Origin of the sequence: Candidatus Kirkpatrickella diaphorinae (assembly GCF_025736875.1) — a bacterium.
In the GTDB taxonomy this organism is placed as follows: domain Bacteria; phylum Pseudomonadota; class Alphaproteobacteria; order Acetobacterales; family Acetobacteraceae; genus Sorlinia; species Sorlinia diaphorinae.
Map to the genome: position 1 here is coordinate 1899810 of NZ_CP107052.1, position 25894 is coordinate 1925703.

The following is a 25894-nucleotide window of genomic DNA, read 5'->3' on the forward strand; positions in this document are numbered from 1 at the left end:
GCAGGACGTTTCATTCATCCAGAATTGTTTTTATCCGAAATGACCTCCACATACGAACAGCTTCTTAAATCAGACCGCATCTCCGCGCGCACAAGGGACGCGCTTGAAGCCCGCGCGGCGTTCAAGGAACATCCCTACCGACCCCGACATCTCAGCGACCGCGCTTTTACCATCCTGGAGGCTTTGACAGCGGTCGTGCTGCCGCAAAAGTCATTATTAGGGCGTAAGGCACTCAATCTTGCCGCCCGAATCGATGCGCGACTCGGCGGGCCCGGCGATGGATGGCGCTTTGCCCATCTACCGCCGGACAGGCAGGCTTATGAACTGGCCCTCTGCGGCCTGGACGATGTCTGTCATGAGAAACTCGGCGTGCGTCTCAAGGACGCCGATATTGAGATGATCCAGGTCCTGTTGAACGAAGTTGAAGCCGCCGCCATGGCCACGAAGGATCTTTCGGAGGATCACCTGCGACAATGGTTTTCCGATTTATGCGCGGATTGCGTGCAGATTTTCATCTCGCATCCGTCTGTTCAGGCGCAGCTTGGCATTGACGCGGTTTTCAATGGCGGGGACGGGCCGTTCCAGGGCTTTGAAATCATGGGTGCGGCGGGGTCAGCCCCATGGGAGCCACCAATACTCAACGCCCCGGAGACCGACGCATGAAGCGTTACCCGACAACGGAAACGGTCGATGCCGTTATCGTCGGAACCGGCGCAGGTGGCGCCCCGATGATGGCCGTCCTCGCTGAGGCCGGATTATCCGTCGTCGCGCTTGAAGCGGGGAAATGGCACGCGCCCGCCACCCACACACCGGATGAGGAGCAGGCCGGGGATATTTACTGGCTGGAGGAACGTCTCTCTGACGGTAAAAACCCGCAACCTTTCGGCGGAAATAACAGTGGCACCGGGGTGGGCGGTTCAACGCTGCATTACGGGGCCTTCATGCCGCGCCTGGATGCCCGGGACATGACACTACACACGGAGACAGGTCAGGGGCGGGACTGGCCGATCCGATATGAGGCGCTTCTGCCTTATCTGATTAAAGTGGAAGAGGATATCGGCGTTTCCGGCCCCGCCTCTTATCCCTGGGACCCGACGCGGCGCTACGCCTTCCCGCCGCCGCAACGCAATGAAGCGGCGCTGGCCATGATGCGTGGATGTCAGGCCATCGGGTTGAAGTCGGCAGATGGCCCCGTCGCCCTGATCACCGCGAAACAGGGGACACGCGAGGCCTGTGTCGGGTGCGGCGCATGTCATCAAGGTTGTCGCAATCAGGCGAAATCAAGCGCGGATGTCACTTATATCCCGCGCGCCCTCGCGGCGGGCGCGGAGATCCGGGCGGAGTGTTTCGCCCATGACTTCAAACGTGACTCACAGGGGCGCATCACGGGCGTGATTTACCGGCAGGGCGGCAAAGACGTCATGCAACGCTGTCAGCGCGTGATCCTCTGTGCTGGCGCGGTGGAGACAGCGCGCCTTCTGCTGCATACGGGTCTGGCGAATCGGAGTGATCAGGTTGGGCGTAATTATATGGCCCACGTATCCACGCAGGTCTGGGGCACGGTGGATCACGTGACGCGGCCGAATAAAGGTTACCCCTCCCTTGCCATCACAGAGGATATGATCCGCCCGAAAGACGCCGATTTCGTTGGGGGCTATCTCATCCAGTCTCTCGGCATGATGCCCATGACGTGGGCGACAAACGTTGTGCGCGGGCGCGGTTATTGGGGGGAAAAACTGACGCGTTATTTACGGGACTATAATTATGCCATCGGACTGGGAGCGCATGGTGAGTGCCTGCCTTCACCCGATAATCGCGTGATATTGAGCAATGAAACCGGCCGGGCGGGAATGCCCAAGCCGCTGATCACCCTCTCCTATAGTTGCAACGAGAAGGCGCTGCACCGTCATGCCGGCTTATGGATGACGCGCATTGCTGAAGCCGCGGGCGCGCGGGATATCTGGACGAGTGAGCGCTCGGCCCACATGATGGGCACTTGCCGCATGGGGACGGACCCTGATGATGCCGTCGTGAATGCATGGGGGCGCAGCTTCGATATTGAAAATCTCTGGATTTCAGATCACTCGATCTTCCCGAGTGCGACCTGCGCCAATCCGGCCGCGCCGATCATGGCGTTGAGCTTGCGGGCGGCGGATAAAATTCTGGGGCGCGCGCCGCTGAACTGACACCGGCCTCAGCCCAAGCGTCGCGACGATAGTAAGCCATTGCCGCGCTTACGAGTCGCCGGTGATCCGGGCAATGTCCGCACCGATCGCGGCAAGTTTCTCATCGACTTTTTCATAGCCGCGATCGAGATGATAGACGCGGCTGACCGACGTTTCTCCCTCTGCCGCAAGACCTGCCAAAATTAAAGAGAAGGAAGCGCGCAGATCCGTCGCCATGACGGGTGCCCCGGACAGGCGCGATACGCCCCGAATAATAGCGGAGGATTTATGCACATTAATGTGCGCGCCCATGCGATTAAGTTCTGGCACGTGCATAAAGCGATTTTCAAAAATCGTCTCGGTAATCATGGACGCACCTTCAGCGATGCTGAGCATGGCCATAAATTGCGCCTGCATATCGGTCGGGAAGCCGGGGAAGGGCTCCGTCATAATATCCACACCCCGCAAAGGTTGGTCACGGCGCACCCTGATGCCACCGGGCGCGGCGCTGACTTCAACGCCACATTCCTCAAAGCTCTGGATTGCGGCGCCGAAATCCTGCAACTGCCCGCCGACCAGCAGCACGTCACCGCCCGTGATCCCTGCGGCGCAGGCATAAGTGCCGCATTCAATGCGGTCCGGCATGATCGCATGTTCAGCCCCATGAAGCGCGTCGACACCGTCAATGATCAAACTCCCCGTGCCAAGCCCGGTTATCCGTGCGCCCATCCGATTGAGGCAGGTGGCAAGGTCACTGATTTCCGGCTCACGCGCGGCATTAATGATTTCAGTGCGGCCTTTCGCAAGCGTAGCGGCCATGAGGAGGTTTTCAGTTGCGCCGACGGAGGCGAATGGGAGGACGATTTTATCGCCTTGCAAACCTTTCGGGGCGGAAGCATGGATATAGCCGTTTTCGAGCGAGATTTTTGCCCCCATCGCCTCAAGGCCACGCAGATGCATGTCAACAGGCCGCGTCCCGATGGCGCACCCGCCGGGAAGCGACACGCGGGCCTTGCGCATGCGGGCGAGAAGCGGTCCGAGAACAAGGATCGAGGCCCGCATTTTGGAAACAATGTCATAAGGCGCTTCGATGGAGGTGACCTCACCCCCGATGGCGAGGACGCGCCCGGAATCATCCTGCGCAGTCACGTCAATACCGTGCTGTCTCAGCAATTGTGCCATCAGGCGGATATCAGCAATTTGCGGGACGTTGGACAATATCAGACGTTCCGACGTCAGTAAGCCAGCCGCCATCAATTTCAGCCCCGCATTTTTTGCGCCGCTGATATGAATCTCGCCGGACAGGCGTTGGCCGCCTCGAATGATAAACCGATCCAACGATATGTCTCCCGCACTTGATAACAAATAGCGATGCCGCCCTGGCAACGCGCCCGACGCATGATATTCAGGCGCACGGGGGCGAAACATCACTTTCTGACTGTTTGTCCCTGCGATGAACCGGTCAGTTCTGGCGTGAGTCTGACAGGTGCAAGGACATTCCGGTCCTATAATTTCGGGGTTGTAACGCCTTTTTGCCCCATATATTTGCCAGCGCGATCCGCGTAACTTGTTTCACACGGCGATGCACCCTGGAAAAACAGGAACTGGCATATCCCCTCATTCGCATAAATGCGCGCGGGTAATTTGGTTGTATTGCTGATTTCAATTGTCACCTGCCCCTCCCATTCCGGCTCAAGCGGTGTGACATTGACGATAATGCCGCACCGCGCATAGGTGGATTTACCGAGGCAGACGACGAGCACGTCGCGCGGGATGCGAAAATGCTCAACCGTATGGGCGAGGGCGAAGCTGTTGGGCGGAATGGTGATGTTGCCGCGTCGCGTGACGAAACTGTTTTCCGTAAAGTTTTTCGGATCAACCACGGCATTATCAACATCCGTAAAAATCTTGAAATCCTCACCAACACGCGCATCATAACCATAAGATGACAGGCCGTAGGAAATCACCCCTTCGCGCTTCTGTGCCTCAACGAAAGGCGAGATCATGCCCTTCGTATTTGCCATTTCCCGTATCCAGCTATCAGGCATGATAGGCATTGGGGCGATCCTTTCCAGAGGCAGACAGGGCCAGGCCCTTCACGCAGGGGTAAATGAAAACGTAAAATCATGATGGCCTATTTCGACCCGCGTCGCAATTCTTACGCTTCGATCACGCCCCGACTGTTTAAAACAGGGGGAAGCGGCAATGGCGGGACGGTGCACAAATCACGACCCCGCCTGATGCGGCTCCCGCATTGAGGCGGGGTGCGGTACATCGCCGCTTTCCTCATCCTCCGGCGCTTTGGTCGCGCGGGCCCGCACCTGTTGCTTGCGTTTCCGCAGGTTGGCGCGCAGCGCCGCAGCCTCCCGCGCCAGGCGGGCCTCGCGATCAGAAGAAGCTTTTTGAGACAGAGCGGGCGATGGTTTCACCGGTTGGGTCATGGCATTGATGTCGCGGCAAGAGATGAGAGCGGTGCGGAAGATGCGCGGCGCGGCGGCCAGGTTTCCTCCGGCGTCATCAGAGACTGAAGCAACATGGGCGCGAGCTCGGTATGAAGCAGCTCATCATAAACCGCAAGCGTCTGGGACTGCATGAGTGTCATCGTGTAATGCTGCATCACATTCTGCCGCGCCGTCGTCCGGATGTAAGCGCGACTATCCGCATCAATGTCGAGAAGAACATCAATCGCCTGTGCAAGGGCGGTTCTGTCATTGGGCGGGATGACCAGCCCCGTCTGCTCATCCAGCACGGTTTCCACCGCGCCGCCCTGACCGGAGACAATGACCGGGCAGCCCATGGCCTGCGCTTCAATAATGACGCGTCCAAAGGGTTCCGGCCGGAGAGAGGGCACAACAACCACATCCGCCATGGCATAAACTGCGGGCATATCGTCCTGCGTGCCGACGAACCGGATTTTCTCCTGAAGCCCATGCGCGTGGATACGGCTTTCCAGTTCCTTCACGAAGGGGCTGGTAGGTTCGGCAGGCCCGACAAAAACGCACTTCCATGGCAGGGCGCTTTTGAGCTTGGCCAGGGCTTCAACCAGCAGGAGCTGGCCTTTCCACCGTGTGAGCCGACCGGGCATCAGGATGATTTTTGCGTCCGGCGGCAGATCAAACCGGATCGCGAGATTTTGCACGCGCTGCCCGAGGAACTGATCCGGATCGAATCGCGCCACATCCACGCCGCGGTAAATCGTCCGTAACCTGTCATCACCGATTTTAAATTCCTGCCGCATGCGTCGCGCAATGTAATCGCTGATGGCGATGACACGGTCACCACGGGTCAGGACCGAATTATAACGTTTCTTCCCCGGAAAACCGGATTTATGGACGCCGTGCCAGGTGGTGACGAAAGGGATCTTGCACTTTTTTGCAGCGCCGAGCGCGGCCCAACTCGGCGCGCGGGAACGGGCATGGATGAGGTCCACCTTCTCCTTGCGGATAAGGGCGGTCAGGGCGCGCCGGTTGCGCCAGATTGCAAGGGGCGATTTGCGGCTGAGTGGAAGGGTGACATGCGTGATATTGAGGCGCTGTAATCGCGGGACGAGTCGCCCGCCTTCACTCGCTACAATCGGCCGCGCCCCCGCTTTCTGGATGGCGATGGCCATTTCAATCGTCCCACGTTCAACGCCGCCCATATCGAGGGCAGGCAGAACCTGAAGGATGGTCGGTTGAACGATCGTCATGATGACGAGGTTAAACCGCGAATGGATGAAGATCGCAAGATAGGGAAGTGACAGTCTTCATGCGGGACAGTTGACTCATCTGACTCTGACCTTGGCTAAAAGAGTTCATGCGCGTTACCTGAAGAGACGGCGCGCATTGTCAGGATATCACCACACCTGCCCGCCCGGAACTTGCAATGTCCATCAATTATTCTGTCATCTCCAGTTTTCTTTTTGACGTGTAGCGTTTCAAAGGGTTCCGCTTTCGGGGCGGGATGGTGGCGCTTATGGCGCTGTCAGCACCTCGGCCAATCGCCCTCACAGGGCGCGTCCTCCTTAATTTGCCGGAATGGTAATGATCGCGCCCGTGCCATGGGAGGTGGCCGCCAATGCTGCGAGGATCTGGACGATCGTGAAGCTGAGCTTGCTTCGGAAATCATTTTCCTCAATCCAGAAATGCCGTCCACGATAGGTTACGTCGTCATAAACATCCTCGGGCAGCTTCTTGCCGGAGTGGATGACCACGTCAGGCCGCGTCTCAATACCGACGGGGTTGATCGTCTCCAATGTCCGGCCCTTTTCAACATCGCTCTGAGGCACGTCCATTTCATAGGCAATCTGGGACAGAATCGCGAACATGGAGCGCGTGAGGATCGCAATCTGGCCGGGGTGCTTCGGGTAAGGGCCATAAACGATTTCGGCCTCTTCCGCATTCGGGGCCAGATGCAGCAGGCGGCGCACTTCATTCTGGATCGTGATCAAATTGGGGTCAGATGTACCGGTGAGAACGAGGAAAGCATGTTCAATCCGCTGTTTGTCGCCTTTCGGCGGTGTCTGCGCGCCGACAGCGGTCTGATCTTTCTGCCCCTTCCCATCATCCGCCGCGATCCGGATGGTCATCGCGCCCGCAATCTGGAGCTGACGCAGGTCATGCAGCAACAGGTAAAACCGCACGGAGCCCCCGCCGGACGGCCCTGCACCTAATGCGCGGATATTTGAGAGCCCGTCGATTGACTGCGCCGTCAGGCGCAGCAGCGTATCCACGGGAAGCCCGCCCAGGCTGAGCGGCATGATCACGACGGGGGAGATCGGCCGGATAATGTTTTCAGCATATTGCTGCCCGGTGATCGGCTGATAAGTGAAGGTCGGGTTTTCCTGCAGGAAACCTGAGCCCGTCCCGAACAGATAACTGCCGACAGAGGAGGGATAGGCATGGAAACCGCCCGACACCGTGCGATTCATCTGATAGCCGGAGATGACCTGCGTCGTTTCCAGAAAGGTCGGGGGATCAGCATATCGTAGACGCACGATATTCAGCAACATCGCGTGTTTCTCAGCTTCACCGAGCGCGCGTGCATAATTGAGGTGGTCACGATTGAGGAAGCGTGGGCCAAATGAGACGCAGGCTGTGAGGCTCATTAAAAGCGCACAGCACGTGCCGAGGCGCGCGGCATTCAAGAAATATTTTCGTGAAATCGCGGACATGCTTCCGAATTTTTGCTGAGGCAGAAATCGTTGGCGAATGCTTGTCCGGTTCATGCTGCTCAAAATCAGAGTCAATTTATTATCCCGACTTGCAGAAGCTGAACGCGTCGCCAACGCGTAAAATACCTGTCTTGAAAACCCCTTAATCTCTCACTTAAGCGTAAATTGTCGCATTTATCGCAAAATCCTATCAATCTTGCGTTGCGCCCCTCCGGATTTTTTAACCTTGCGCAAAACCCTGCAAGATAAGGGATGCCGGGGTGCCGCCTCAATGCGGTTACCGGACAAAATCGGGGCGATGATCAGAGGGTGCGCGGCTGGGTGAGTCAGATGCGCCGGATAGAGTACAGAGAAACGCATCGCTTCGGGTTTATTTCCATGGATATGGTGTGCGGAGAGGCGATCACGCCCCGACCGGAATCCTTTTGTCGCCATCCAACATTTGCGGGTCGGAGTCATGTTCCTATCGCGGCCTTGAGGCCGGGATATGACTGGGGCTACCGCGTCGGATCGGCTTTCAGGCGCTGCGCATCTGCGCCCATATATCTGCGAGACCCTCCCGATAACTGGGAAATTTCCACGCCCGATTGATCAACTGGCAGGTCAATTCGCTTCTGACAATGCGCCGCTCTGACCAGAAGCTTCGCGCCATCGGGTTCATCTCCCGAAGGGCCTGGTCAAGCGGTGTTGGTGTGGGGAGGGGCCATTGCGCGATACGCGCAGCCTCCTCAATGACCACATGTTGCGGTGACGGGGTGGTGTCCACGAAATTCAGCACTCTTTCCCCCGAGGCTGTCTCCATCGCCGCCATAGTGCCGCCGGCGATGTCATCCCGATGGATGCGGCTGAAAGCATGGTCCGGCGCGATGACGAGGCGCGGACGGTCGGAGCGGAGCATATCGAAGGGCGAGCGCCCGGGGCCGTAAATGCCACCGATCCGGATGCGGTCAAACGCGATGTTTTGGTCAGCGGCAATGCGCGCCCAGCCATCTTCAGCGGTGACCCGTGCCTGTGCCCGCGGCTGGGTGGGGTTGACCGGGGTCGTTTCATCGACAGCACCGCCCTGGCGGTCACCATAAACGCCGGTGGTGGAGTAATAGCCGATCCAGGTAAGGTGTCTGGCTGCGCTGATCACTCTGCCATAATCTCTTATCGCAGGGTCAGCGCCATTTTCCGGCGGGGCGCTGATCAGCAGATGCGTGGCGCTTTTGATGGCTTCCGCCGCGTCCGCATAAGCGATGACGTTGGGCTGACCATCCGGAACGCGCTTCGTGCCCGTCACATCCCAGGATTGCGCAATGGCCTGCGCCGCAACGCGGGAGGCTGAGTATCCCATGCCGATAATGACAAGATGCCGCCGCATGATGACCACCCTTTGACCGAAAAATCGTGACGTTGGCACCGCCACATGTTGGAACGCCCTGACCTTGCCCCTGTCACCGCACGGAAGCAAGCGGCCCTTTCCGGAAGCGGCGCGCGCTCATTTCCAGCAAAGTCACTGCGGAGGCGAGGACTAATGACGCAGAATGATAGGCGAGACCGCTCCGAAATTGTATAATCCTGCCATGAACCGTATCCTCATCATCAAACTCGGTGCGCTAGGCGATTTTATACAAGCCTTTCCCTGTTTCCAGGCCATTCGCGCGGCGTTCCCTGAAGCGGGGATTTCGCTGCTCACGACGGCGCCTTTCGCATCACTGGGGCAGGCGGCACCCTGGTTCGATGACGTGATGATCGATGCAAGGCCGCGTTGGACGGATCTACGTGGCCTTACCCATTTGCGCGCGCAACTCCGAAATTTTGACCTCGTGATTGATTTGCAGACCTCCGGGCGCAGCACACGCTATCACGCGCTTGCGGGTGCGCCACGCTGGTCAGGGTTGGTCCGGAAAGACCCTTTTTTTCACGCCAATCCATGGCGGGATGAGATGCATACACTGGCGCGGCAGGCAGATCAGCTTCGTTATGCCGGGATTGAAGAATGCGACTCGGTCGATCTCTCCTGGCTCACGTCAACGCCTTTACAGACGCAGCCTGCTGACCCTTATGTTATTCTTGTCCCCGGTGCGGCGCGTCACCGGCCTGAGAAACGCTGGCCCATCGAAAAATACGCCGCTCTGGCGCGCGCCTTATCACTAAAGGGCCTGCACATCGTCATCATTGGTACGGCGTCGGAGAAGCCTTTGGCGCAGGAGATCCTGCAACATTGTCCTGCCGCCCTCGACATGTCAGGTGAGACCCGCCTCACCGAGCTTGCAGCTCTGATGAAGGGCGCCCGCCACGTTATCGGCAATGATACAGGCCCGATGCACCTCGCCGCAATGACCGGTACGCCGGCGACGGTGTTATTCTCGTCTGACAGCAATCCCGCTTTGACAGCACCGATCGGACGACGTTTCGGACAGGTGACGGTGCTGCGCGCGGCGGATATTTCCGCCATTCCGGTTGAAACTATTCTGGCAAGCTGCGGCAAAACTCTCTAAGACAACCGGGATTTCCGCCTGACTCATGACCCTTGCGCGTCACATAAGGGAGCTCGTTTAACATGCCTTCGATTACTCTGCCTGATGGTTCCTCAAAGGAGTTTGACGGAGCTGTGACCGGCACGACGCTCGCTGCCGCGATCGGGCCAGGGCTGGAGCGGGCGGCCCTGTTTATGGTCGTCAATGGGCAGGATATGGATATGAGCGCGCCCATCACAGAGGATGCGGATGTGCGTTTCGTGACGCGCAAGGACGATGCCGCGCTTGAACTGATCCGGCATGATGCAGCCCATGTCATGGCGCAGGCGGTGCAGGACCTCTACCCCGGCACGCAGGTGACGATCGGCCCTGCCGTCAAAGATGGGTTCTATTATGATTTTTTCCGCGACAAGCCCTTCACGCCGGAAGATTTTGAAGCCATCGAAAAGCGGATGCGTGAGATCATCGCAGCCAACCTGCCGTTTGAACGGGAAGTCTGGCCGCGTGAAAAGGCCATCGCTTTCTTTGAAGAAAAAGGCGAGGCATTTAAAGCGGAGCTGATCCGCGACCTGCCGGAGGACGTGCCCATCTCCGTCTATCGTCAGGGTGATTGGCTGGATCTCTGCCGTGGGCCCCATCTGCGCACGACCGGAGATGTCGGCACGGCTTTCAAGCTGATGAAAGTCGCGGGCGCTTACTGGCGCGGGGATCATCGCAACCCGATGCTGACCCGCATCTACGCCACAGCCTGGCGCAATCAGAAGGAACTGGATGCCCACCTCCTCCAGATTGAGGAGGCGGAAAAACGCGACCATCGGCGTATCGGGCGGGAGATGGATCTCTTCCATATTCAGGAGGAGGCTGTCGGTCAGATCTTCTGGCACATAAAAGGGTGGCGGCTTTATAATGTCCTTCAGGATTACATGCGCCGCATCCAGACGGCTCACGGCTATGGCGAGGTGCGCACGCCGCAGCTTGTGGATCGCAGCCTGTGGGAGGCGTCAGGCCATTGGGATAAATATCGTGAGCATATGTTCGTCGCGACGGTTGAGGATGAGGATAAGACCCTCGCTTTGAAGCCGATGAACTGCCCGTGCCATGTGCAGATCTTCCGCCATGGTATTCGATCCTACCGTGAATTGCCCCTTCGCATGGCCGAGTTTGGTGCCTGCCATCGTTATGAACCCTCAGGCGCGTTACATGGGATCATGCGTGTGCGTGGTTTCACGCAGGATGATGCGCATATTTTCTGCACCGAGGCGCAGATCGCGGCGGAGACGGCGCGCTTCATGTCCATGTTGTCAGAAGTCTATCGCGATCTCGGCTTCAGCGATTTCCGCGTCAAATTTTCAGACCGTCCCGAGGCAAGGGCAGGCGATGATGCGATCTGGGACCGGTCGGAAGGCGCGCTGAAGGAAGCCTGCGCGCTCGCCGGAGTCGCCTATGACCTTAATCCCGGCGAAGGCGCTTTTTACGGTCCGAAGCTGGAATTTGTCCTGACCGATGCGATCGGGCGTGACTGGCAATGCGGCACGCTTCAGGTCGATTTCATCCTGCCGGAGCGCCTTGATGCCTCCTATATCGGTGAGGATGGGGCCCGTCATCGCCCCGTTATGCTGCATCGCGCGATTTTAGGCAGTTTTGAGCGTTTTATCGGCATTTTGATTGAGCAATATGCAGGAAAATTCCCGCTTTGGCTCGCGCCGGTGCAGGTGGCGGTCGCCAGCATCGTTTCAGATGCCGAGCCCTATGCCCAGAATGTCGCAGAGGCGCTGCGAAAGGCCGGTCTGCAAGTTGAGCTTGATATTCGTAATGTCAAAATCAACGCGAAAGTGCGTGACCACTCCGTGGCGCGTGTCCCCGTCATTCTGGTGGTGGGCCGTCGTGAGGCGGCGCAGGGCCAGGTGGCAATGAGGCGGCTCGGGTCGACAGATCAGCAGATTTTGCCGCTTGCCGAAGCCATGGCTCTGCTGGTCGATGAGGCGCGAGCGCCCGATTTAAGACATAATGCCACTTTATGACGGGGCTTGCGTTTTCCCCCGGCGTTAATTATCCCAAAGGCGCATGACTCGCAGAAATTCCCGAGTAGATGCGGGTTTTAATAGTTTTTATCGCTTAACACAGTTTATTCTGTCGTAAACTTTTACAGGAGAGAGCCATATCTAGACCCCCTATGCCAAGCGCACCCACGCGCGATGGACCGCGCGTTAATGAGGAAATCCGCGTCCCTCAGGTGCGTTTGATTGATCTTGATGGTGAAATGGTTGGCGTGTTGCCCACGCGTGAGGCTTTAGGACGCGCCTATGCGGCAGGGTTGGACCTGCTGGAGATCAGCCCGACAGCCGACCCGCCAGTTGTCAAAATCCTCGATTACGGCAAGTTCAAATATGAGCAGCAGAAAAAGCGTAACGAGGCGCGTAAAAAGCAGAAAGTCATCGAGATCAAAGAGGTCAAGGTGCGACCGAGCACGAATGAAAATGACTATCAGGTCAAGCTTCGTGCCATGCAGTCTTTCCTGAAGGAAGGCGACAAGGTTAAGGTTTCCCTCCGCTTCAAAGGGCGCGAAATGGCGCATCAGGAGCTGGGCTTTAAAATGCTTGAGCGTATCCGGAGCGAAATGGAAGACAAGGCGAAGGTTGAGCAGATGCCCAAGCTCGAAAATCGTCAGATGATCATGGTTCTCGCACCGCGTTAAGCCTTCATCCTAACGACATTTCAAGACGGCCCTCCCCGGTGGAGGGCCGTTTTCTTTTCAAGGGGTCAGATAGATTTCAGCCGTAACCTGTACCGTGACTTCCTGCGCGTCATCATCGCTGCGCTGCGGCATATTAGGTGCGGCCATACGCATCATGGACACGCCGACATAAGGTGGCGAGACGCGGCCACCAATATTGATGGTGTGGAAAGCGCCGACATGCATGCCGACCGTCTCGGCAATATGCTGAGCGTCACTTTTGATTGTCGTCAGCGCCTGGCTCTGCGCTTCCTGCTCCAGCCTGTGGCGTGTCGCCGCGTCGAGCGACCAGTTCAGGGCATCGAGTGGCAGGCCGTCATTCTGCAATTTGCCAGTCAGGGCAAGTAGCGCCTGACTATGTGACTCCTGACCCGTCAGTACGAGTTTCTGGCGAGCGCCCCATTCCTTGCGCCCGTCTTTCTTCTCTTCCTGCCAGGTGTCGTAATCCTGGAAACTGAACGCGACATGCGCAGCGTTTTTGGCGAGCTTGCTCACCCGCGCGGCGCGATCATTAAGCAGGGACTGCGCCTCGGCAGGCGACGCGCCTGTGTCCTGCATGGCGAAAATAGCGGTCATAATGGTCGGCTTTGCCCGCGCATGGCCGGTGGCGGAGAGAGTCAGCATTGTCTTCTCCGGAGCTGCCTGGGCGGCGAGGGGCGTTGCCAGAGCAGCCAGGGCACAGAAACGTCTGAAAAACAACATGATGGATATCCTTCAGGTCAGTTCGGCGCGGAGAGGATGTCGCGCCAGTATCGTCGCCGGACGCACCTTGCGGCGACGTGTTTATCCTTCAGCTTCCGGCGTTACCGATCATTTGGCAAGGCAGGCGCAGCATGATTTTTAATCCCTTCTCCCGCGATGTCATCTCAAGCGCACCTTCATGGAGCTGCGCGACAGCATGGACCAAAGTGAGGCCGAGCCCCGTGCCCGGCGTATGCCGCGCCGCCTCTGCCCGGTAGAAACGTTCAGCGGCGCGTTTCAGATCTTCCGGCGTCATGCCGACGCCCTGATCCTCAACATAGATCATCAGCGCCTCTCCCTGAAATTCCGCACCGAGGGTGATCGTCGTGTCACTGGGGGAGAATTTAACGGCGTTATCCAGAAGATTGGCCACGGCCTGCTGGATAAGGAGCGCATCGCCATAAAATGGAAGGGTCGCGGGGAGGGCCTCCAGCAAGGTGATCTGACGCGCTTCTGCTGATGGGCGGTAAAGGTCTGCAATATCCTCCAGCAAAGGGCGCAGATCCCGATTTGTGAAAGCTGATCTTTGCGCGCCCGACTCGATCTGGGCAATTCTGAGAAGCGCCTCAAATACGGCCGACACACCGTCAAGCTCCTTCACGGCATTTTCGACCGCGACTTTCAGTGTTTCAACTGAAGGCGCGTGATGGACGGCGTCTTCAAGCGTGTTGCGCGCGCGGGTAATGGGCGTGCGCAAATCATGCGCGATGGCGTTAGAGACCTGGCGAATGCCCTCCATCAGGCGCGTGATGCGGTCAAGCGTTGTGTTGATGGTGCGGGATACGCCGTCAATCTCGTTTCCGCTTAAAGGGAGGCGCTGGGAGAGATCACCGCGCGCAATCGCAACCGTTGTTTCCGCGATGGTATTGATGATGTTCCGGAAAAGCCGCCGCACCACCAGGGCGCCCCCGACGGCAAGGGCGATCGACATCAGGGAGGCCCATAATAACCCTTCCGTCAGGACGCTGCGCAGAAGGGTGGTGTTGCGTATATCCCGCCCCACGAGAAGCTGCGACCCGTCCGGAAAGGCGCGCCACGTCATTTCAATCGAGCGTGGATCGCAGGTTTCATTGCCGGTCAGGGTGTAAAACGTATCAGGAAGAATCGCTTTTTCCGGCCAGCATGAAATATTGCCCTCAAGGCGATTTCGGTCACGATTGACGAGCAGGTAAACATTTTCCCGATTCAGGTCTTCCGCGATCCGTTCACGCAATTTGTCGCGAAGATTCTGAACACCGCCCTGATGCCACGCGCTGCGCAGTTCGGCAGCGTCGGTTGAAATCGCGGCAATATGAGATTTCTGCATCGATTGGATGGCGTGAAACCAGACGAAGCTGAGAAAGATCGCGCCGGAGAGAATGAAGATGAGGGCGTAAGCGAGGGCGAAAGTCACCCCTGCAGAGCGGAACAGACGTGTTTTTCTCAGCGTCATGAATAATTTCATCCGCCCCGTTATCCTTCGCGCTTTTGGCGTTATTCACTTTTCAGCACGTAACCCGCATTGCGCACTGTATGGATCAGGCTGGTTGCGAAAGGCTTATCGAGTTTTTGCCGCAAGCGCGACACATGCACGTCAATTACATTTGTCTGCGGGTCAAAATGGTAATCCCATACGCGCTCCAGCAACATGGTGCGCGTCACAATTTGCCCGACATGCCGCATGAGAAATTCCAGCAGGCGAAATTCCCGGGGCTGGAGATCAATCTTCTGGTCACCCCGCCGCACGCTGCGGCTGAGGAGGTCCATTTTGAGATCGCCGACAGAGAGTCGCGTTTGAATATTGTCCTGCGCATATGATCGCCGGATAAGCGCTTCAGCACGGGCCATCAACTCGGAAAAAGCGAACGGCTTGGACATGTAATCATCACTGCCGGCATTAAGCCCGACAACGCGCTCATCCACCTCTGTCAGGGCGGAGAGGATCAGGACCGGGGTCGTGACATTTCGGGCGCGGATCTGCTCCAGCAATTGCACGCCATCGACGCCGCCAGGAAGCATACGGTCAAGAATAATCAGGTCGAAACCCGGCTTCAGAGCGAGCGCCAACCCGGCCTGCCCGTCCGCGGCATCTGTCACGGTGTGATCATGGTCGCGCATACCGCGAACGATAAAATCTCTGACTTTTGAATCATCTTCAACGAGAAGGATGTGCATCTCTCTATTCCTTGCCCGGACGGGGCCTGGCAGTCCCTATATTCCCGGATCATCTCCCACTTTATTCCCGTTGAGGCTGTCATTCATTAAAAATTTAGTCATTGGTCCGTATCGGGTGGGCGCGGACCTGTCAGAACATCCAGCCCGAGATGTTGACCACGGCGCAATAATTGCAGATGCAGAATGGTGCCTGGCTTATTCGCCGCCACCAGCCGCAGGAAGCTGCGCGCACTTTCCATCTTCTCACCATTGACGGAGAGGATGACATCACGCTTCCTTAAACCGCCTTTACCTGCCGGGCCGCGTCGCACGAGGCTGACAATATCCAGCTGTCCGTCACCATCATCAATTGTGACGCCCAGCCAGCCATGCTCAACATGCCCGTCACGCAGGATTTCCGCCACAATCGGGCGGACAAGGTTGGACGGAATGCCAAACCCGATCCCGACCGAGCCGCCCGCCGGTGACACCATTGCGGCATTAACCGCAACCACCTCACCTTTCAGATTAAAGGAGGGGCCGCCGGAATTGCCCGGGTTGATCGGGGCATCGATTTGAAAGAAATCATCCAGTGAGCCCGCGCCGAGGTCACGCCCTCGCGCGGAAACAATACCCGCCGTGAAAGAGGAGCCGAACCCGAAAGGGTTGCCCGCGACGAGTATCCAATCCCCCACATCTACTTTCTGGCTGTCACCCCAGGTGACATAAGGAAGGGGTTTGTCGGAATTGACTTTGATGACCGCGATATCCGTCATCGGGTCCGCGCCGATCAGGCGGGCAGGACGCTCCCTCCCGTCTGAGAAGGAGACGGTCACATCATCCGCATCACCCACAACATGGTCATTCGTGACGATCACGCCGGAAGCATCAATGACGAAGCCGGACCCGGCCCCGAGGATTTCCTCCTGCTTCGCACGGAGTTTCTCCCTGTAGCGTTTCTCAAGCGGTGTCCCCCGTATTTGCGGGGGGATTTTCATCAATCCGCTTTCACTATCCTGCGTGATGGCGATGTTCACGACAGCCGGAAGGACATTTTTGATGATGGGTGAGAAGGAAAGCGGACCCATGCGTACGAGGGGGGCCTCCTGGGGTTTCTTGACTGTCGGGCCCTGCATGGAGAGGACACCTGTCGTCCCTTTGGGCGCAGTGCCGGGCATCATCCGGGGCGCTGTCGGCGTCGTCGGGGGGCGGGAATGAAGCGCCCATCCCAGCGCGACACCGGCGGCGCCACAGATAAGCAGAGAAAAAACCGCCAAAGAACGCTTTGTCACTGCCTTTTCGCTCTCATTTGCCATTTCATCCTGACACGATAGCGCATGTTAAGCGGAAAAGAAGCATATTTGTCACGGGCGGTGTTGTACTGAGTCCCGGCTCTGGACAGTGTCTCACGCTATCGTGGCTCGCTATATCCGGTTTTTACTTGTTATTCCGCGGCGTTACCGTTCTGAGTGCGGCATCGGAGGGGTCCTCCGGCCATTCATGCTTCGGGTAGCGCCCGCGCATATCGCGCCGCATGTCCGCCCATCCTGTCTTCCAGAAACTGGCGAGGTCCGCTGTGATGGCCTGCACCCGTCCTGCGGGGGAAAGCAGGGCAAATTGCAGCTTAATCGCCCCGGCGGCGATGCGGGGTGTCTCCGCACATCCATAAAATAACGACGCGCGCGCCGAGATTGTCGGGTGCGACGCCGTGTAATCGATCTTCACCATTCCCCGCGGAAGACGCAGGCGTTGTGGCAGATTTGCATCGAGCCAATTTTGTTGTTCCCAATCAAGGCGGCTCTTCAAGATGCTGTTCAGGTCGAGCGCCGCGAGGTGGGTGCGGGACCGGGAATCGGTGATCCATGGCGAAAGCCAATCTTCCAGCGTTTCGGTGAGATGCGCATCATCCAACTGAGGCAGGTCGGACCGCAAATGGCGACCCAGCATGACCCGCGCCTGGAACTGGTCGCACGCATCCGTCCAGAGCAACGTGCTGCGCAGATTGTTGCGCACATCGTCCAGCAGCAGGGCTGTGAGATCCGCTTCCGAAACATCCACGTCTTTCTCGGAAAGCAGCAAACGACCCAGGCGGCGTTTTTCCCGGCTGATGACGCGACCCGTTACAGGATCAAGCGCCGTCTCACGCGTCACTTTGATGGTGCTGGCGATAGCGGGCGGTAGATTCTCGATATCGATCGGTGCTGCGAGGGCGATACGGGCCGCGCGCGCATGTTGGAGGCGGGGCACAACCAGAAATTTATGCCGTGCCAATGGGTCCGTCGCCGAAAGTTGCGCACTGCCCCCACCCGCCAGTCGATATCGCCCGTCTCCATCCATAGCCATGGCCAGGCGGTCGGGGAAGGCGGCTGCAAGGAGGGCGCCGACATCGTCGAGGTCGATTTCCGTTTTAGCGCTGACGCGCGCGGCGGCACGATATCGCGACGCCAGATTTCGGACCCGCCGAAGGATATGGCGGTCTCCTAGCTGTGTCGGGCCACCATGGAGAGCGTCAAGTCGCCATGCAATATCGGAGGATGCGACCTGCTTTCTTCCGCTTCCTCCGTCCGGAGGGCGGCGCAGCGGGTCTTTCTCCTCCAGCAGGGCGCAGAGATCACTGGCCGTGGCGCGAGCGCGCGGCGTCTCTGCGCTGGCAAGCATGGCCGCAAATCGGGGATGCGCTCCATATCGCGCCATGGATCGCCCGAAATCCGTCAGGCCGGAGGCGTCCATGGCGCTGAGCGCCTCCAGAAGGCGCGTGGCGGCCTCAACACCGCCCTGCGGAAGCGCCTGCAAAAGAAACGCGCCAGCATCGTCCAAACCTGTCGCATCCCGCCAGAGCGCAAAATGCATCACAAGGGGGCTGAGATCAGCCGTGAGAATTTCCGGCGGGTCAAAGGCGGTTAAGCCGCGATGCATCGCTTCCGTCCAAAGCCGCACCGCCGTGCCCGGCCCTTCCCGCCCCGCGCGCCCGGCCCGTTGCTGGGCTGCCGCGCGGGAAATGCGGACGGTCTCAAGCCGGGTCAGGCCCGTCGCCACGTCAAAGCGCGGTGCCCGACGAAACCCGCCATCAATCACCACGCGCGTATCGGGTAAAGTCAGTGAGGTTTCCGCGATGGATGTGGCGAGGACGACCTGCCGCTTTTCCGTCGGGGAGAAAATAAGGTCCTGCATCTCAATCGGCAAGTCGCCGTGCAAGGCCATAACCCGCGCATCGACATTTTCAAGAAAAGCCTGCGTCTCCCGGATCTCCCGCATTCCCGGTAGGAAAACGAGGATATTGCCATGCGGCGTTTCGGACAGTGCCCGCCGCACCTGAAGGGAAGCCGCTTTCGGGAGGTCGCGTGGCGTCTGGATGTCGCGCGCGACATGTTGCAGGGTGAGTGGAAATTCCCGCCCCTCGCAGGTGATTGGCGCGGCCTGCATTAATTGGCTGAAAGCATCGCCCTCAAGCGTGGCGGACATGGCGACGATCCGCAGGGTCTCACGCAGGTTTCGTTGCGCCGAGAGGGCGAGCGCAAGGCCCGTATCAAGCTCCAGACTGCGTTCATGGACTTCATCAAAGATGACCGTGGAAACGCCTTCGAGAAACGGGTCGGTCAGCACGCGACGGAGGAAGAGCCCCTCCGTCATGACTTCAATTTCTGTCTGCGGTGAAATGACGCGTTCCAGACGCGTCGTAAAACCGATTTTACCGCCGACAGCCTCCCCGCACAGCGCCGCCATACGCTGCGCGGCACCGCGTACTGCAACCCGGCGCGGGGCGATCAACCAGATTTTCCCTTCCCGCCAGGAGGCGTAAAGCAGGCTCAAAGGGACAAGGGAGGTTTTGCCGGATCCGGGGGGTGCTGATATGACGAGGTTCTGCTGTCGCGCCAGTACCGCATCAATCTCAGGCAGGACCGCCCGGATGGGAAGAGACGCGGTTGCGGTCAGATTGGCGAAATCGGGAAAGATGTACATAATATCGGCGTTAATTTATGGTGCTGGGTCCGGAGCGGAATGATGGTCTCGTCTATGAAAATTTTCAAATTCTGGCTTCCGCTTATCGTGCTGGGCCTGATTTTAACAGGCCAATCTCACATCCAGCCTGCGCGTGCCGCTGTCAGTGTGCCTCTTCAATCAGCGCATGACACAGCGACGCTGATCACGGACCATGATGCTCTTGGACCGGATCAGACGCTCAACGCGGCCATCCGGCTTCAGCTTCAGCCCGGTTGGCACACTTATTGGAAAAACCCGGGTGATGCTGGTGAGGCGACATCGCTCACCGTAACTCTCAGCGGTGAGCGCAAAGGCAGTTCGGACCAGATTAAATGGCCGACCCCGGCAAAGATACCTGAAAGCGGCCTCATGGCCTATGGCTATGAGGGTGATGTCGTCCTGCCCGTAACATTGCGGGCGACGGGCGTTGGCCCGGCCACGTTACAGGCACATGCGGAATGGCTGGTCTGCGCCAATACATGCGTCCCGGAAAAAGGTGATTTCACCCTGACATTGCCCGCCGCGTCATCGAACACGCCGGAGGGCCAGGAGGCGCCACTTTTCCATCGCGCTGCAGCGCAGACGCCGCGCCCCTCTCCCTTCCGAGCAGGGTTTGATAAGGACGGTGTCTTGACGCTTCAGGGTGAGGGGCTTGATGCTGCGCATGTGGCGTCAGCCTGGTTCATGCCGGATCGATCGGGCGTCATAGACCAACTGGCCGATCAAAATTTCAGGAAGTCCGGGGACAGTGTTGCCATTCATCTCACATGGGCCACGCCAGCCGCCCCGCCTGCGGATTTGAGCGGCGTAATTGTCCTTGAGGGATCGGACGGGCGGCAACGCGCTTATGAACTTGCGCATGTGCACCCCTCCATTGAAGGGATGAAAGGCGCGCCCGTTACTGCTGGTCATGCGACGCCCTGGTTGAAGGCCATGATTTTCGCTTTCATCGCGGGGTTGATCCTCAATCTGATGCCCTGCGTTTTTCCCGTCCTCGCGATGAAAGCCCTTTCTCTCATAAAAATGGCGGGGGCCGCGCGTCATGCGCAAAGGCGATCGGCGTTATTTTACGCGGTTGGCGTGATAGGTGCTTTTCTCGCCTTGGCCGCTTTGACGCTTATCCTGCGGGCGGGTGGCACGCAGGTCGGGTGGGGTTTTCAGTTTCAATCGCCGCTTTTCGTCATCACGACGATGTGGCTTCTCTTCCTCCTCGCGCTCAATCTTTTCAGCGTGTTTGAAATCACTCCCGGCGCGATTGATGTCGGCGCGATGACGCGTCTCGGCGCTTCCGGTGATATCATCACCGGCGTGCTCGCTGTCATCCTCGCGACGCCCTGCACTGCACCCTTTATGGGGACAGCGCTGGCGGTCGCGCTGACAGCGCCTTTCATGATTTCCGTCGTGATTTTTGTCGCGATGGGGGTTGGTCTTGCCTGCCCCTATGTCTTGATTGCCTGTTTCCCGGCTTTGGGGCGGTTTCTGCCACGCCCAGGGGCCTGGATGGCCGTCCTCAAGCAGTTACTGGCGTTTCCGCTTCTGGCTTCCTGTGTCTGGCTGCTTTGGGTCGCGACCGTGCAAGGGGGCGCTTTCATGACGTTGCTGGCGGCTTCCGGCGCTGTCACGCTTGGTCTCGCAGCCTGGCTTTACGGGATTTCCCAGCGTCAGAAAATCCGGGGCGCACGGGGCCTCCGACGCTTTAATCTGGTGATCGCGCTCATACTGGTGCTTGCCACCGTCATGGGCGTTGTCTGGATCATCCCGTCATCCGATCCGCCTTTGGATGCTCAAATTGTTTCAGCGCGTCAACAGTCGGGCGATGCCAGTTTTGACCGTCAGAAATGGTCGCCGGAAGTGCTGGCGGAAAAACGCGCGGCGCAAAAGCCGGTCTTTGTCGATATGACAGCTTCCTGGTGCATCACCTGCCTTGTGAATGATCGTGTGGCGCTGTCCACTTCTTCCGTGCGGAAGGCCTTCGCGGCGCGCGGTGTCACGATGCTGGTCGGGGATTGGACAAACAAGGATGACCGTATCACAGCCTATCTGCGTCTATTCGGGCGTGATGGCGTGCCGCTCTATGTTTATTACAAGCCGGGTGGAGAGGGCGTTGTGCTGCCGCAAATTCTGACGCCGGGTATCGTCATCAAAGCCATCTCGGATGCGCCGCACCCCTGAGGCGTGGTGGGTTTAAGCGGCAACTTTGTAATGGTCCATTTCCCGCCCCTCAATAAAGAGGGAGATTTCATCGCCTATCGCAAGGGGCCCGACACCGGACGGCGTCCCCGTGTAAATCAGGTCGCCCGCACGCAGGGCGCAATATTGGCTGATGAGAGAGATCAGATTCGGGATCGGGTAAATCATGTCGTGTAGATGGCCGCTTTGACGGACCTCGCCATTCACCGTCATGGAGAAGGAAATATCCTCCGGTAAATTTGCGCGTTTGATGAAATCTGAGCAGGTGGCCGCGCCTTTGAAGCCCTTCGACAATAGCCAGGGAAAGCTCCTCTCTTTGAGGTCCGCCTGCAGGTCACGCGCCGTTAAATCCAACCCGATGGCGATCTCGTCGAAGCAGGAGAGAGCCTCTGTTTCGCTGGTTTGATAAGCGTCTTCTTTGAGTCGGATAATCAGCTCCGTCTCATAATGGAGTGAATGGGTAAAAGGCGGGATGACAATTCGGCCGTCGGTCACGAGGGATGAGCCGGGCTTCATGAAGATGGCGGGTTGGTCGAAAGGCGTGTTGCCCAGTTCTTTAATGTGATCCGCGTAATTCCGCCCGACGCAGTAAATTGCAAAACTCATAGGATCCTCTTTGACGGCGGGCGGGTCGGGCTACTGCAATATGTCCCCACCGACCCTCAAACCATCCTGCCCGGTTATTATTCTTTTCCCTTAGCGGGTCTGGCCCGCTTCGGCTTTGCCGACGGGGCACCTTTGCCGGCTGACGCCTTCCCCGGTTGCAGCTTGAGAAGCGGCTTCAGGAATTGCCCTGTGTAACTCGCGGGCGCTTTGGCGATGTCCTCCGGCGTGCCTTCCGCAACGATTTCACCGCCACCCTCTCCGCCTTCCGGGCCGATATCAATAACCCAATCCGCGGTTTTGATGAGGTCGAGATTATGCTCAATCACAATGACCGTATTACCCTGCGCCACAAGCCGGTGCAGGACTTCAAGCAGCTTCCGCACATCTTCCGTGTGCAGACCCGTTGTGGGCTCATCGAGGATATAGATGGTTTTACCCGTGGCGCGCCTGGCGAGTTCCTTCGATAATTTGACGCGCTGTGCCTCGCCGCCTGAGAGGGTGGTGGCCTGCTGGCCGAGTGCGACATAGCCAAGCCCGACTTCCTGGAGGATGGCGAGGCGGTCCCGGATACGTGGCACGGCGCTGAAAAAGGGCAAGGCCTCATCAACCGTCATATCGAGCACATCCGCGATGGATTTCCCGCGAAATTTCACTTCCAGCGTCTCGCGATTATAGCGTTTGCCCTTACAAACATCACAGGTGACAAACACATCTGAGAGGAAATGCATTTCAATTTTGAGGACGCCATCCCCCTGACATGCTTCGCAGCGTCCGCCTTTAACATTGAAGGAAAAGCGCCCCGGCTTATATCCCCGCGCCTTTGACTCCGGCAATTCCGTGAACCAGTCGCGGATCGGCGCGAACAGATCCGTGTAAGTGGCGGGGTTTGAGCGCGGTGTGCGCCCGATCGGGGATTGGTCAATCTCGATGATTTTATCGAGCTGATCCAACCCTTTAATGTCGCGAAAAGGAAGCGGCATTTCATGCGCGCCGGAAAGGTCGCGCGCCAGAGCTTTATAAAGTGTTTCAATGATGAGGGATGATTTGCCACCCCCCGACACACCCGTCACAGCGATGAAACATCCCAGCGGAAAATGCGCTGAGACATCTTTGAGATTATTGCCGGTTGCGCCCTCAAGGGTGAGCATACGTTTTTTATCGATGGTGCGTCGCGCCGGGATGGGAATGCTGCGCCGACCGGAGAGATAGTCCCCCGTGATCGAATGCGGGTTCGCCGCCACCTCCGTCGGCGTGCCCTCCGCCACAACATTGCCGCCGAGGCGGCCCGCGCCGGGGCCCATATCGACAAGCCAGTCCGCCGTGCGGATCGCATCCTCATCATGTTCCACGACGATGACGGTATTGCCAAGGGATTTGAGGCGGGTCAGCGTTTTCAGCAGCCGCTCATTATCGCGTTGATGCAGGCCGATGGAGGGTTCATCCAGCACATAGAGCACCCCGCTCAGCCCGGAGCCGATCTGACTGGCCAGACGGATGCGTTGACTTTCCCCCCCTGAAAGCGTGCCAGACATACGCGACAAAGTGAGGTAATCGAGCCCGACATCCATCAGAAAATGCAGGCGGCTCGTAATCTCCCGCAAGATACGGCGCGCGATCTCCGCTTTTTGCGGCGTTAATGTGGGCTCAATGGATGAGAACCAGTCGAGCGCGCGATGGATCGTCATCTCCGCCGCATCCGCGATGGTGGCCTTATTGATTTTGACGCTTAATGCCTCCGGTCGTAGCCGGGCGCCATGGCAGGCATGGCATGGCGCATCTGACTGATAGCGGGCGATCTCCTCCCGCACCCAAATGCTCTCCGACTCATTGAGGCGACGCGTGAGGTTTTTTATCACGCCATCGAAAGGTTTGACCACCTCATAGTCACGGCGGTCATCCTTATAAATGAAAGTGACGTTCTCATCCGTGCCGAAAAGCACGGCGTGGCGGGTCGCCTCCTTCAGGCGCGACCAAGGTGTCGTCATCTTCTCACGGAAGTGCGCGGCGACGGCCTCCAGCGTCTGCTGATACCAGGGGGCTTTCGCGTCGCGCCAGGGCGCAATCGCGCCTTTCAGGAGGGAGCGCGATTCATCCGGCACGATCAGACGCGGGTCAAAATGGCGTTCAATCCCGATCCCTGCGCAGACGGGACAAGCGCCTGTGGGGGCGTTGAAGGAAAAGAGCCGCGGCTCAATTTCCTCAATCGTGAAGCCGCTGACCGGGCAGGCGAAGCGTGCGGAAAATGTGATGCGCTCCGGCTTCCCCGTTTCACCATCACGCAGCACGGGCAGGGCATAGGCAATCCCGTCCGCGAAGGACAGAGCTGTTTCCAGACTGTCCGCGAGGCGGGTTTCGATGCCGGGTTTGACGATAATGCGGTCGACAACCACTTCAATCGTGTGACGCAATTTGCGATTGAGCTGCGGCGCCTCGGCAATCTCGTGCAGGTCACCATTGACCATGACACGGGTGAAGCCCTTGCGCTGAAGTTCAGCCAGCTCCTTCCGATATTCCCCCTTACGCTCCCGGATGACGGGCGCCAGCAACATGAAGCGCGCGCCCTCAGGCATCTCCATCATTCGGTCAACCATCTGGCTGACCGTCTGCGCTTCAATCGGCAGGCCGGTGGCGGGGGAATAGGGCACGCCGACACGCGCCCATAAAAGGCGCATATAATCATAGATTTCAGTAATGGTGCCGACGGTTGAGCGCGGATTTTTAGATGTGGTTTTCTGCTCAATCGAGATGGCGGGGGACAAGCCCTCAATTGAGTCCACATCGGGTTTACCCACGAGTTCAAGGAATTGCCGCGCATAGGCGGAGAGGCTCTCAACATAGCGGCGCTGCCCCTCCGCATAGATCGTATCAAAAGCCAATGACGATTTGCCCGAGCCTGACAGGCCGGTAATGACCGTCAGACGGTCGCGCGGGATGTCAATATTGACCGCACGCAAATTATGTACACGGGCCCCGCGAACGCGAATGGCCTGAAGCGGTTTAATGTCAGTCATCGAATGCGGTATTCCACCCGGAGAAGCTCTGTATGAAACATTAAAAACGCCCATTTCCTCAGGAGGATCAATAAATCTCTTATGCCCGCAATGGCGCGGCGGAGACGCGTGACTGTAACGGCGATGTGCGGTAAGCTGCGCCAGAATTTTTCAGACAAGGATCACGGCTCATGGCAGGAAGCGTCAATAAGGTTATTCTCATCGGCAATTTGGGGCGTGATCCGGAAATACGCAACTCTCAATCCGGCACGAAAATCGTCAATCTCACCGTCGCCACGTCCGAAAGCTGGAATGACCGCGCATCGGGTGAGCGGCGCGAGCGCACGGAGTGGCATCGTGTCGTGATCTTCAATGAGCGGCTTGCGGATGTTGCGGAGAGGTTTCTCCGCAAAGGGCGCAAGGTCTATATGGAAGGCCAGTTACAGACACGCAAATGGACGGACCAGTCCGGCATGGAGCGCTTCACGACGGAAGTCGTGCTTGATCGCTTCCGGGGGGAGCTTGTCCTGCTTGATGGCCGAAATGACGGGGGCGGCGCCGCGCCTTCCTATGATGATAATGAAATTGGCGGTGCCCCGCCGCGCCCGTCACCTGCGCCCGCCGCGCGCCCTCAGGAGAGTCAGGGCGGGTGGGACAGCCAGTCCGGCAATCTGGATGACGAGATTCCGTTTTAATGCGTCAATCACCATGCGGGCCTCCCCCGGCGGCCCGCATGGACA

At 58.3% G+C, this 25894-nt stretch carries 20 protein-coding genes; 7 read left to right on the top strand and 13 right to left on the bottom strand.

What is annotated here, in order from left to right:
- Positions 1–39 precede the first annotated feature (39 nt).
- Both N5W20_RS08405 and N5W20_RS08410 read left to right on the top strand, forming a co-directional pair.
- Positions 40–663, top strand: coding sequence for a gluconate 2-dehydrogenase subunit 3 family protein (locus N5W20_RS08405; protein ID WP_319806693.1), 624 nt, complete (start codon positions 40–42; stop codon positions 661–663).
- Entirely contained in the window at positions 660–2186 is a 1527-nt protein-coding gene (locus N5W20_RS08410) for a GMC family oxidoreductase (RefSeq protein ID WP_319806694.1), read from the top strand. Before N5W20_RS08405 ends, N5W20_RS08410 begins: the two co-directional genes overlap by 4 nt.
- A 48-nt stretch (positions 2187–2234) precedes the next feature.
- Here N5W20_RS08410 and murA read toward each other — a convergent pair whose 3' ends face one another.
- The 6 genes from murA to N5W20_RS08440 form a co-directional block, all read right to left on the bottom strand.
- On the bottom strand, positions 2235–3503 hold the full coding sequence (murA, locus tag N5W20_RS08415) for a UDP-N-acetylglucosamine 1-carboxyvinyltransferase (protein WP_319806695.1): 1269 nt from the start codon (positions 3501–3503) through the stop codon (positions 2235–2237).
- 167 nt (positions 3504–3670) lie between these two features.
- The gene (gene dcd, locus N5W20_RS08420) at positions 3671–4222 is read right to left on the bottom strand and encodes a dCTP deaminase (RefSeq protein ID WP_319806696.1); all 552 of its coding nucleotides are present in this window, start codon (positions 4220–4222) and stop codon (positions 3671–3673) included.
- A gap of 168 nt (positions 4223–4390) precedes the next feature.
- Positions 4391–4606, bottom strand: a complete 216-nt coding sequence (locus N5W20_RS08425) for a hypothetical protein (RefSeq protein WP_319806697.1) — start codon at positions 4604–4606, stop codon at positions 4391–4393.
- Positions 4603–5853 carry a glycosyltransferase family 4 protein gene (locus N5W20_RS08430; protein ID WP_319806698.1) on the bottom strand — a complete coding sequence of 417 codons (1251 nt, stop codon included), beginning with the start codon at positions 5851–5853 and terminating at the stop codon, positions 4603–4605. The genes N5W20_RS08425 and N5W20_RS08430 overlap by 4 nt, the downstream gene beginning before the upstream one ends.
- 315 nt (positions 5854–6168) lie before the next feature.
- Positions 6169–7317 carry a hypothetical protein gene (locus N5W20_RS08435; RefSeq protein ID WP_319806699.1) on the bottom strand — a complete coding sequence of 383 codons (1149 nt, stop codon included), beginning with the start codon at positions 7315–7317 and terminating at the stop codon, positions 6169–6171.
- 517 nt (positions 7318–7834) lie between these two features.
- A complete protein-coding gene (locus N5W20_RS08440; RefSeq protein WP_319806700.1) occupies positions 7835–8680 on the bottom strand; it encodes a Rossmann-fold NAD(P)-binding domain-containing protein in 846 nt (281 codons plus the stop codon).
- A gap of 202 nt (positions 8681–8882) precedes the next feature.
- On the opposite strand from N5W20_RS08440, the gene N5W20_RS08445 reads away from it, so the two are divergent.
- The 3 genes from N5W20_RS08445 to infC all read left to right on the top strand — a co-directional run bounded on the left by N5W20_RS08445 (position 8883) and on the right by infC (position 12474).
- Positions 8883–9800 (top strand): glycosyltransferase family 9 protein, encoded by a 918-nt coding sequence (locus N5W20_RS08445; RefSeq protein WP_319806701.1) that lies wholly within the window; start codon positions 8883–8885, stop codon positions 9798–9800.
- 62 nt (positions 9801–9862) lie between these two features.
- Complete coding sequence (gene thrS / locus N5W20_RS08450; RefSeq protein ID WP_319806702.1) at positions 9863–11800, top strand: threonine--tRNA ligase; 1938 nt, start codon at positions 9863–9865, stop codon at positions 11798–11800.
- 152 nt (positions 11801–11952) lie between these two features.
- The gene (gene infC, locus N5W20_RS08455) at positions 11953–12474 is read left to right on the top strand and encodes a translation initiation factor IF-3 (protein WP_319806703.1); all 522 of its coding nucleotides are present in this window, start codon (positions 11953–11955) and stop codon (positions 12472–12474) included.
- A gap of 57 nt (positions 12475–12531) precedes the next feature.
- On the opposite strand, the gene N5W20_RS08460 is transcribed toward infC, so the two are convergent.
- From N5W20_RS08460 to hrpB, 5 genes are all read right to left on the bottom strand, one after another.
- The gene (locus N5W20_RS08460) at positions 12532–13215 is read right to left on the bottom strand and encodes an SIMPL domain-containing protein (RefSeq protein ID WP_319806704.1); all 684 of its coding nucleotides are present in this window, start codon (positions 13213–13215) and stop codon (positions 12532–12534) included.
- An 88-nt stretch (positions 13216–13303) separates the two neighbouring features.
- Positions 13304–14698 (bottom strand): sensor histidine kinase, encoded by a 1395-nt coding sequence (locus N5W20_RS08465; protein ID WP_319806705.1) that lies wholly within the window; start codon positions 14696–14698, stop codon positions 13304–13306.
- Positions 14699–14727: 29 nt separating this feature from the next.
- The gene (locus tag N5W20_RS08470) at positions 14728–15408 is read right to left on the bottom strand and encodes a response regulator transcription factor (RefSeq protein ID WP_319806706.1); all 681 of its coding nucleotides are present in this window, start codon (positions 15406–15408) and stop codon (positions 14728–14730) included.
- Between the two features lie 98 nt (positions 15409–15506).
- Positions 15507–16679: a S1C family serine protease gene (locus tag N5W20_RS08475; RefSeq protein ID WP_319806707.1), complete on the bottom strand. Its 1173-nt coding sequence runs from the start codon at positions 16677–16679 to the stop codon at positions 15507–15509.
- Between the two features lie 145 nt (positions 16680–16824).
- Positions 16825–19347 (bottom strand): ATP-dependent helicase HrpB, encoded by a 2523-nt coding sequence (gene hrpB / locus N5W20_RS08480; protein ID WP_319806708.1) that lies wholly within the window; start codon positions 19345–19347, stop codon positions 16825–16827.
- Between the two features lie 54 nt (positions 19348–19401).
- On the opposite strand from hrpB, the gene N5W20_RS08485 reads away from it, so the two are divergent.
- Positions 19402–21540 carry a protein-disulfide reductase DsbD family protein gene (locus tag N5W20_RS08485; RefSeq protein ID WP_319806709.1) on the top strand — a complete coding sequence of 713 codons (2139 nt, stop codon included), beginning with the start codon at positions 19402–19404 and terminating at the stop codon, positions 21538–21540.
- A 12-nt stretch (positions 21541–21552) separates the two neighbouring features.
- Here the strand turns inward: N5W20_RS08485 and N5W20_RS08490 are convergent, their stop codons facing one another.
- Both N5W20_RS08490 and uvrA read right to left on the bottom strand, forming a co-directional pair.
- Positions 21553–22164, bottom strand: coding sequence for a fumarylacetoacetate hydrolase family protein (locus N5W20_RS08490; RefSeq protein WP_319806710.1), 612 nt, complete (start codon positions 22162–22164; stop codon positions 21553–21555).
- Between the two features lie 77 nt (positions 22165–22241).
- On the bottom strand, positions 22242–25175 hold the full coding sequence (gene uvrA / locus N5W20_RS08495) for an excinuclease ABC subunit UvrA (RefSeq protein WP_319806711.1): 2934 nt from the start codon (positions 25173–25175) through the stop codon (positions 22242–22244).
- A 170-nt stretch (positions 25176–25345) separates the two neighbouring features.
- Here uvrA and ssb point away from each other — a divergent pair, with 170 nt between their 5' ends.
- Complete coding sequence (gene ssb, locus N5W20_RS08500; RefSeq protein ID WP_319806712.1) at positions 25346–25849, top strand: single-stranded DNA-binding protein; 504 nt, start codon at positions 25346–25348, stop codon at positions 25847–25849.
- The last annotated feature ends 45 nt before the right edge of the window (positions 25850–25894 follow it).

What these genes read in the sequence shown, in the direction of transcription:
- N5W20_RS08405 (WP_319806693.1), top strand. Translation starts at nt 40, where the DNA reads ATGACCTCCACATACGAACAGCTTCTTAAATCAGACCGCATCTCCGCG.
- N5W20_RS08410 (WP_319806694.1), top strand. Translation starts at nt 660, where the DNA reads ATGAAGCGTTACCCGACAACGGAAACGGTCGATGCCGTTATCGTCGGA.
- dcd (WP_319806696.1), bottom strand. Translation starts at nt 4,222, where the DNA reads ATGCCTATCATGCCTGATAGCTGGATACGGGAAATGGCAAATACGAAG.
- N5W20_RS08425 (WP_319806697.1), bottom strand. Translation starts at nt 4,606, where the DNA reads ATGACCCAACCGGTGAAACCATCGCCCGCTCTGTCTCAAAAAGCTTCT.
- N5W20_RS08430 (WP_319806698.1), bottom strand. Translation starts at nt 5,853, where the DNA reads ATGACGATCGTTCAACCGACCATCCTTCAGGTTCTGCCTGCCCTCGAT.
- N5W20_RS08435 (WP_319806699.1), bottom strand. Translation starts at nt 7,317, where the DNA reads ATGTCCGCGATTTCACGAAAATATTTCTTGAATGCCGCGCGCCTCGGC.
- N5W20_RS08440 (WP_319806700.1), bottom strand. Translation starts at nt 8,680, where the DNA reads ATGCGGCGGCATCTTGTCATTATCGGCATGGGATACTCAGCCTCCCGC.
- N5W20_RS08445 (WP_319806701.1), top strand. Translation starts at nt 8,883, where the DNA reads ATGAACCGTATCCTCATCATCAAACTCGGTGCGCTAGGCGATTTTATA.
- thrS (WP_319806702.1), top strand. Translation starts at nt 9,863, where the DNA reads ATGCCTTCGATTACTCTGCCTGATGGTTCCTCAAAGGAGTTTGACGGA.
- infC (WP_319806703.1), top strand. Translation starts at nt 11,953, where the DNA reads ATGCCAAGCGCACCCACGCGCGATGGACCGCGCGTTAATGAGGAAATC.
- N5W20_RS08460 (WP_319806704.1), bottom strand. Translation starts at nt 13,215, where the DNA reads ATGTTGTTTTTCAGACGTTTCTGTGCCCTGGCTGCTCTGGCAACGCCC.
- N5W20_RS08465 (WP_319806705.1), bottom strand. Translation starts at nt 14,698, where the DNA reads ATGAAATTATTCATGACGCTGAGAAAAACACGTCTGTTCCGCTCTGCA.
- N5W20_RS08470 (WP_319806706.1), bottom strand. Translation starts at nt 15,408, where the DNA reads ATGCACATCCTTCTCGTTGAAGATGATTCAAAAGTCAGAGATTTTATC.
- hrpB (WP_319806708.1), bottom strand. Translation starts at nt 19,347, where the DNA reads ATGTACATCTTTCCCGATTTCGCCAATCTGACCGCAACCGCGTCTCTT.
- N5W20_RS08485 (WP_319806709.1), top strand. Translation starts at nt 19,402, where the DNA reads ATGAAAATTTTCAAATTCTGGCTTCCGCTTATCGTGCTGGGCCTGATT.
- N5W20_RS08490 (WP_319806710.1), bottom strand. Translation starts at nt 22,164, where the DNA reads ATGAGTTTTGCAATTTACTGCGTCGGGCGGAATTACGCGGATCACATT.
- uvrA (WP_319806711.1), bottom strand. Translation starts at nt 25,175, where the DNA reads ATGACTGACATTAAACCGCTTCAGGCCATTCGCGTTCGCGGGGCCCGT.
- ssb (WP_319806712.1), top strand. Translation starts at nt 25,346, where the DNA reads ATGGCAGGAAGCGTCAATAAGGTTATTCTCATCGGCAATTTGGGGCGT.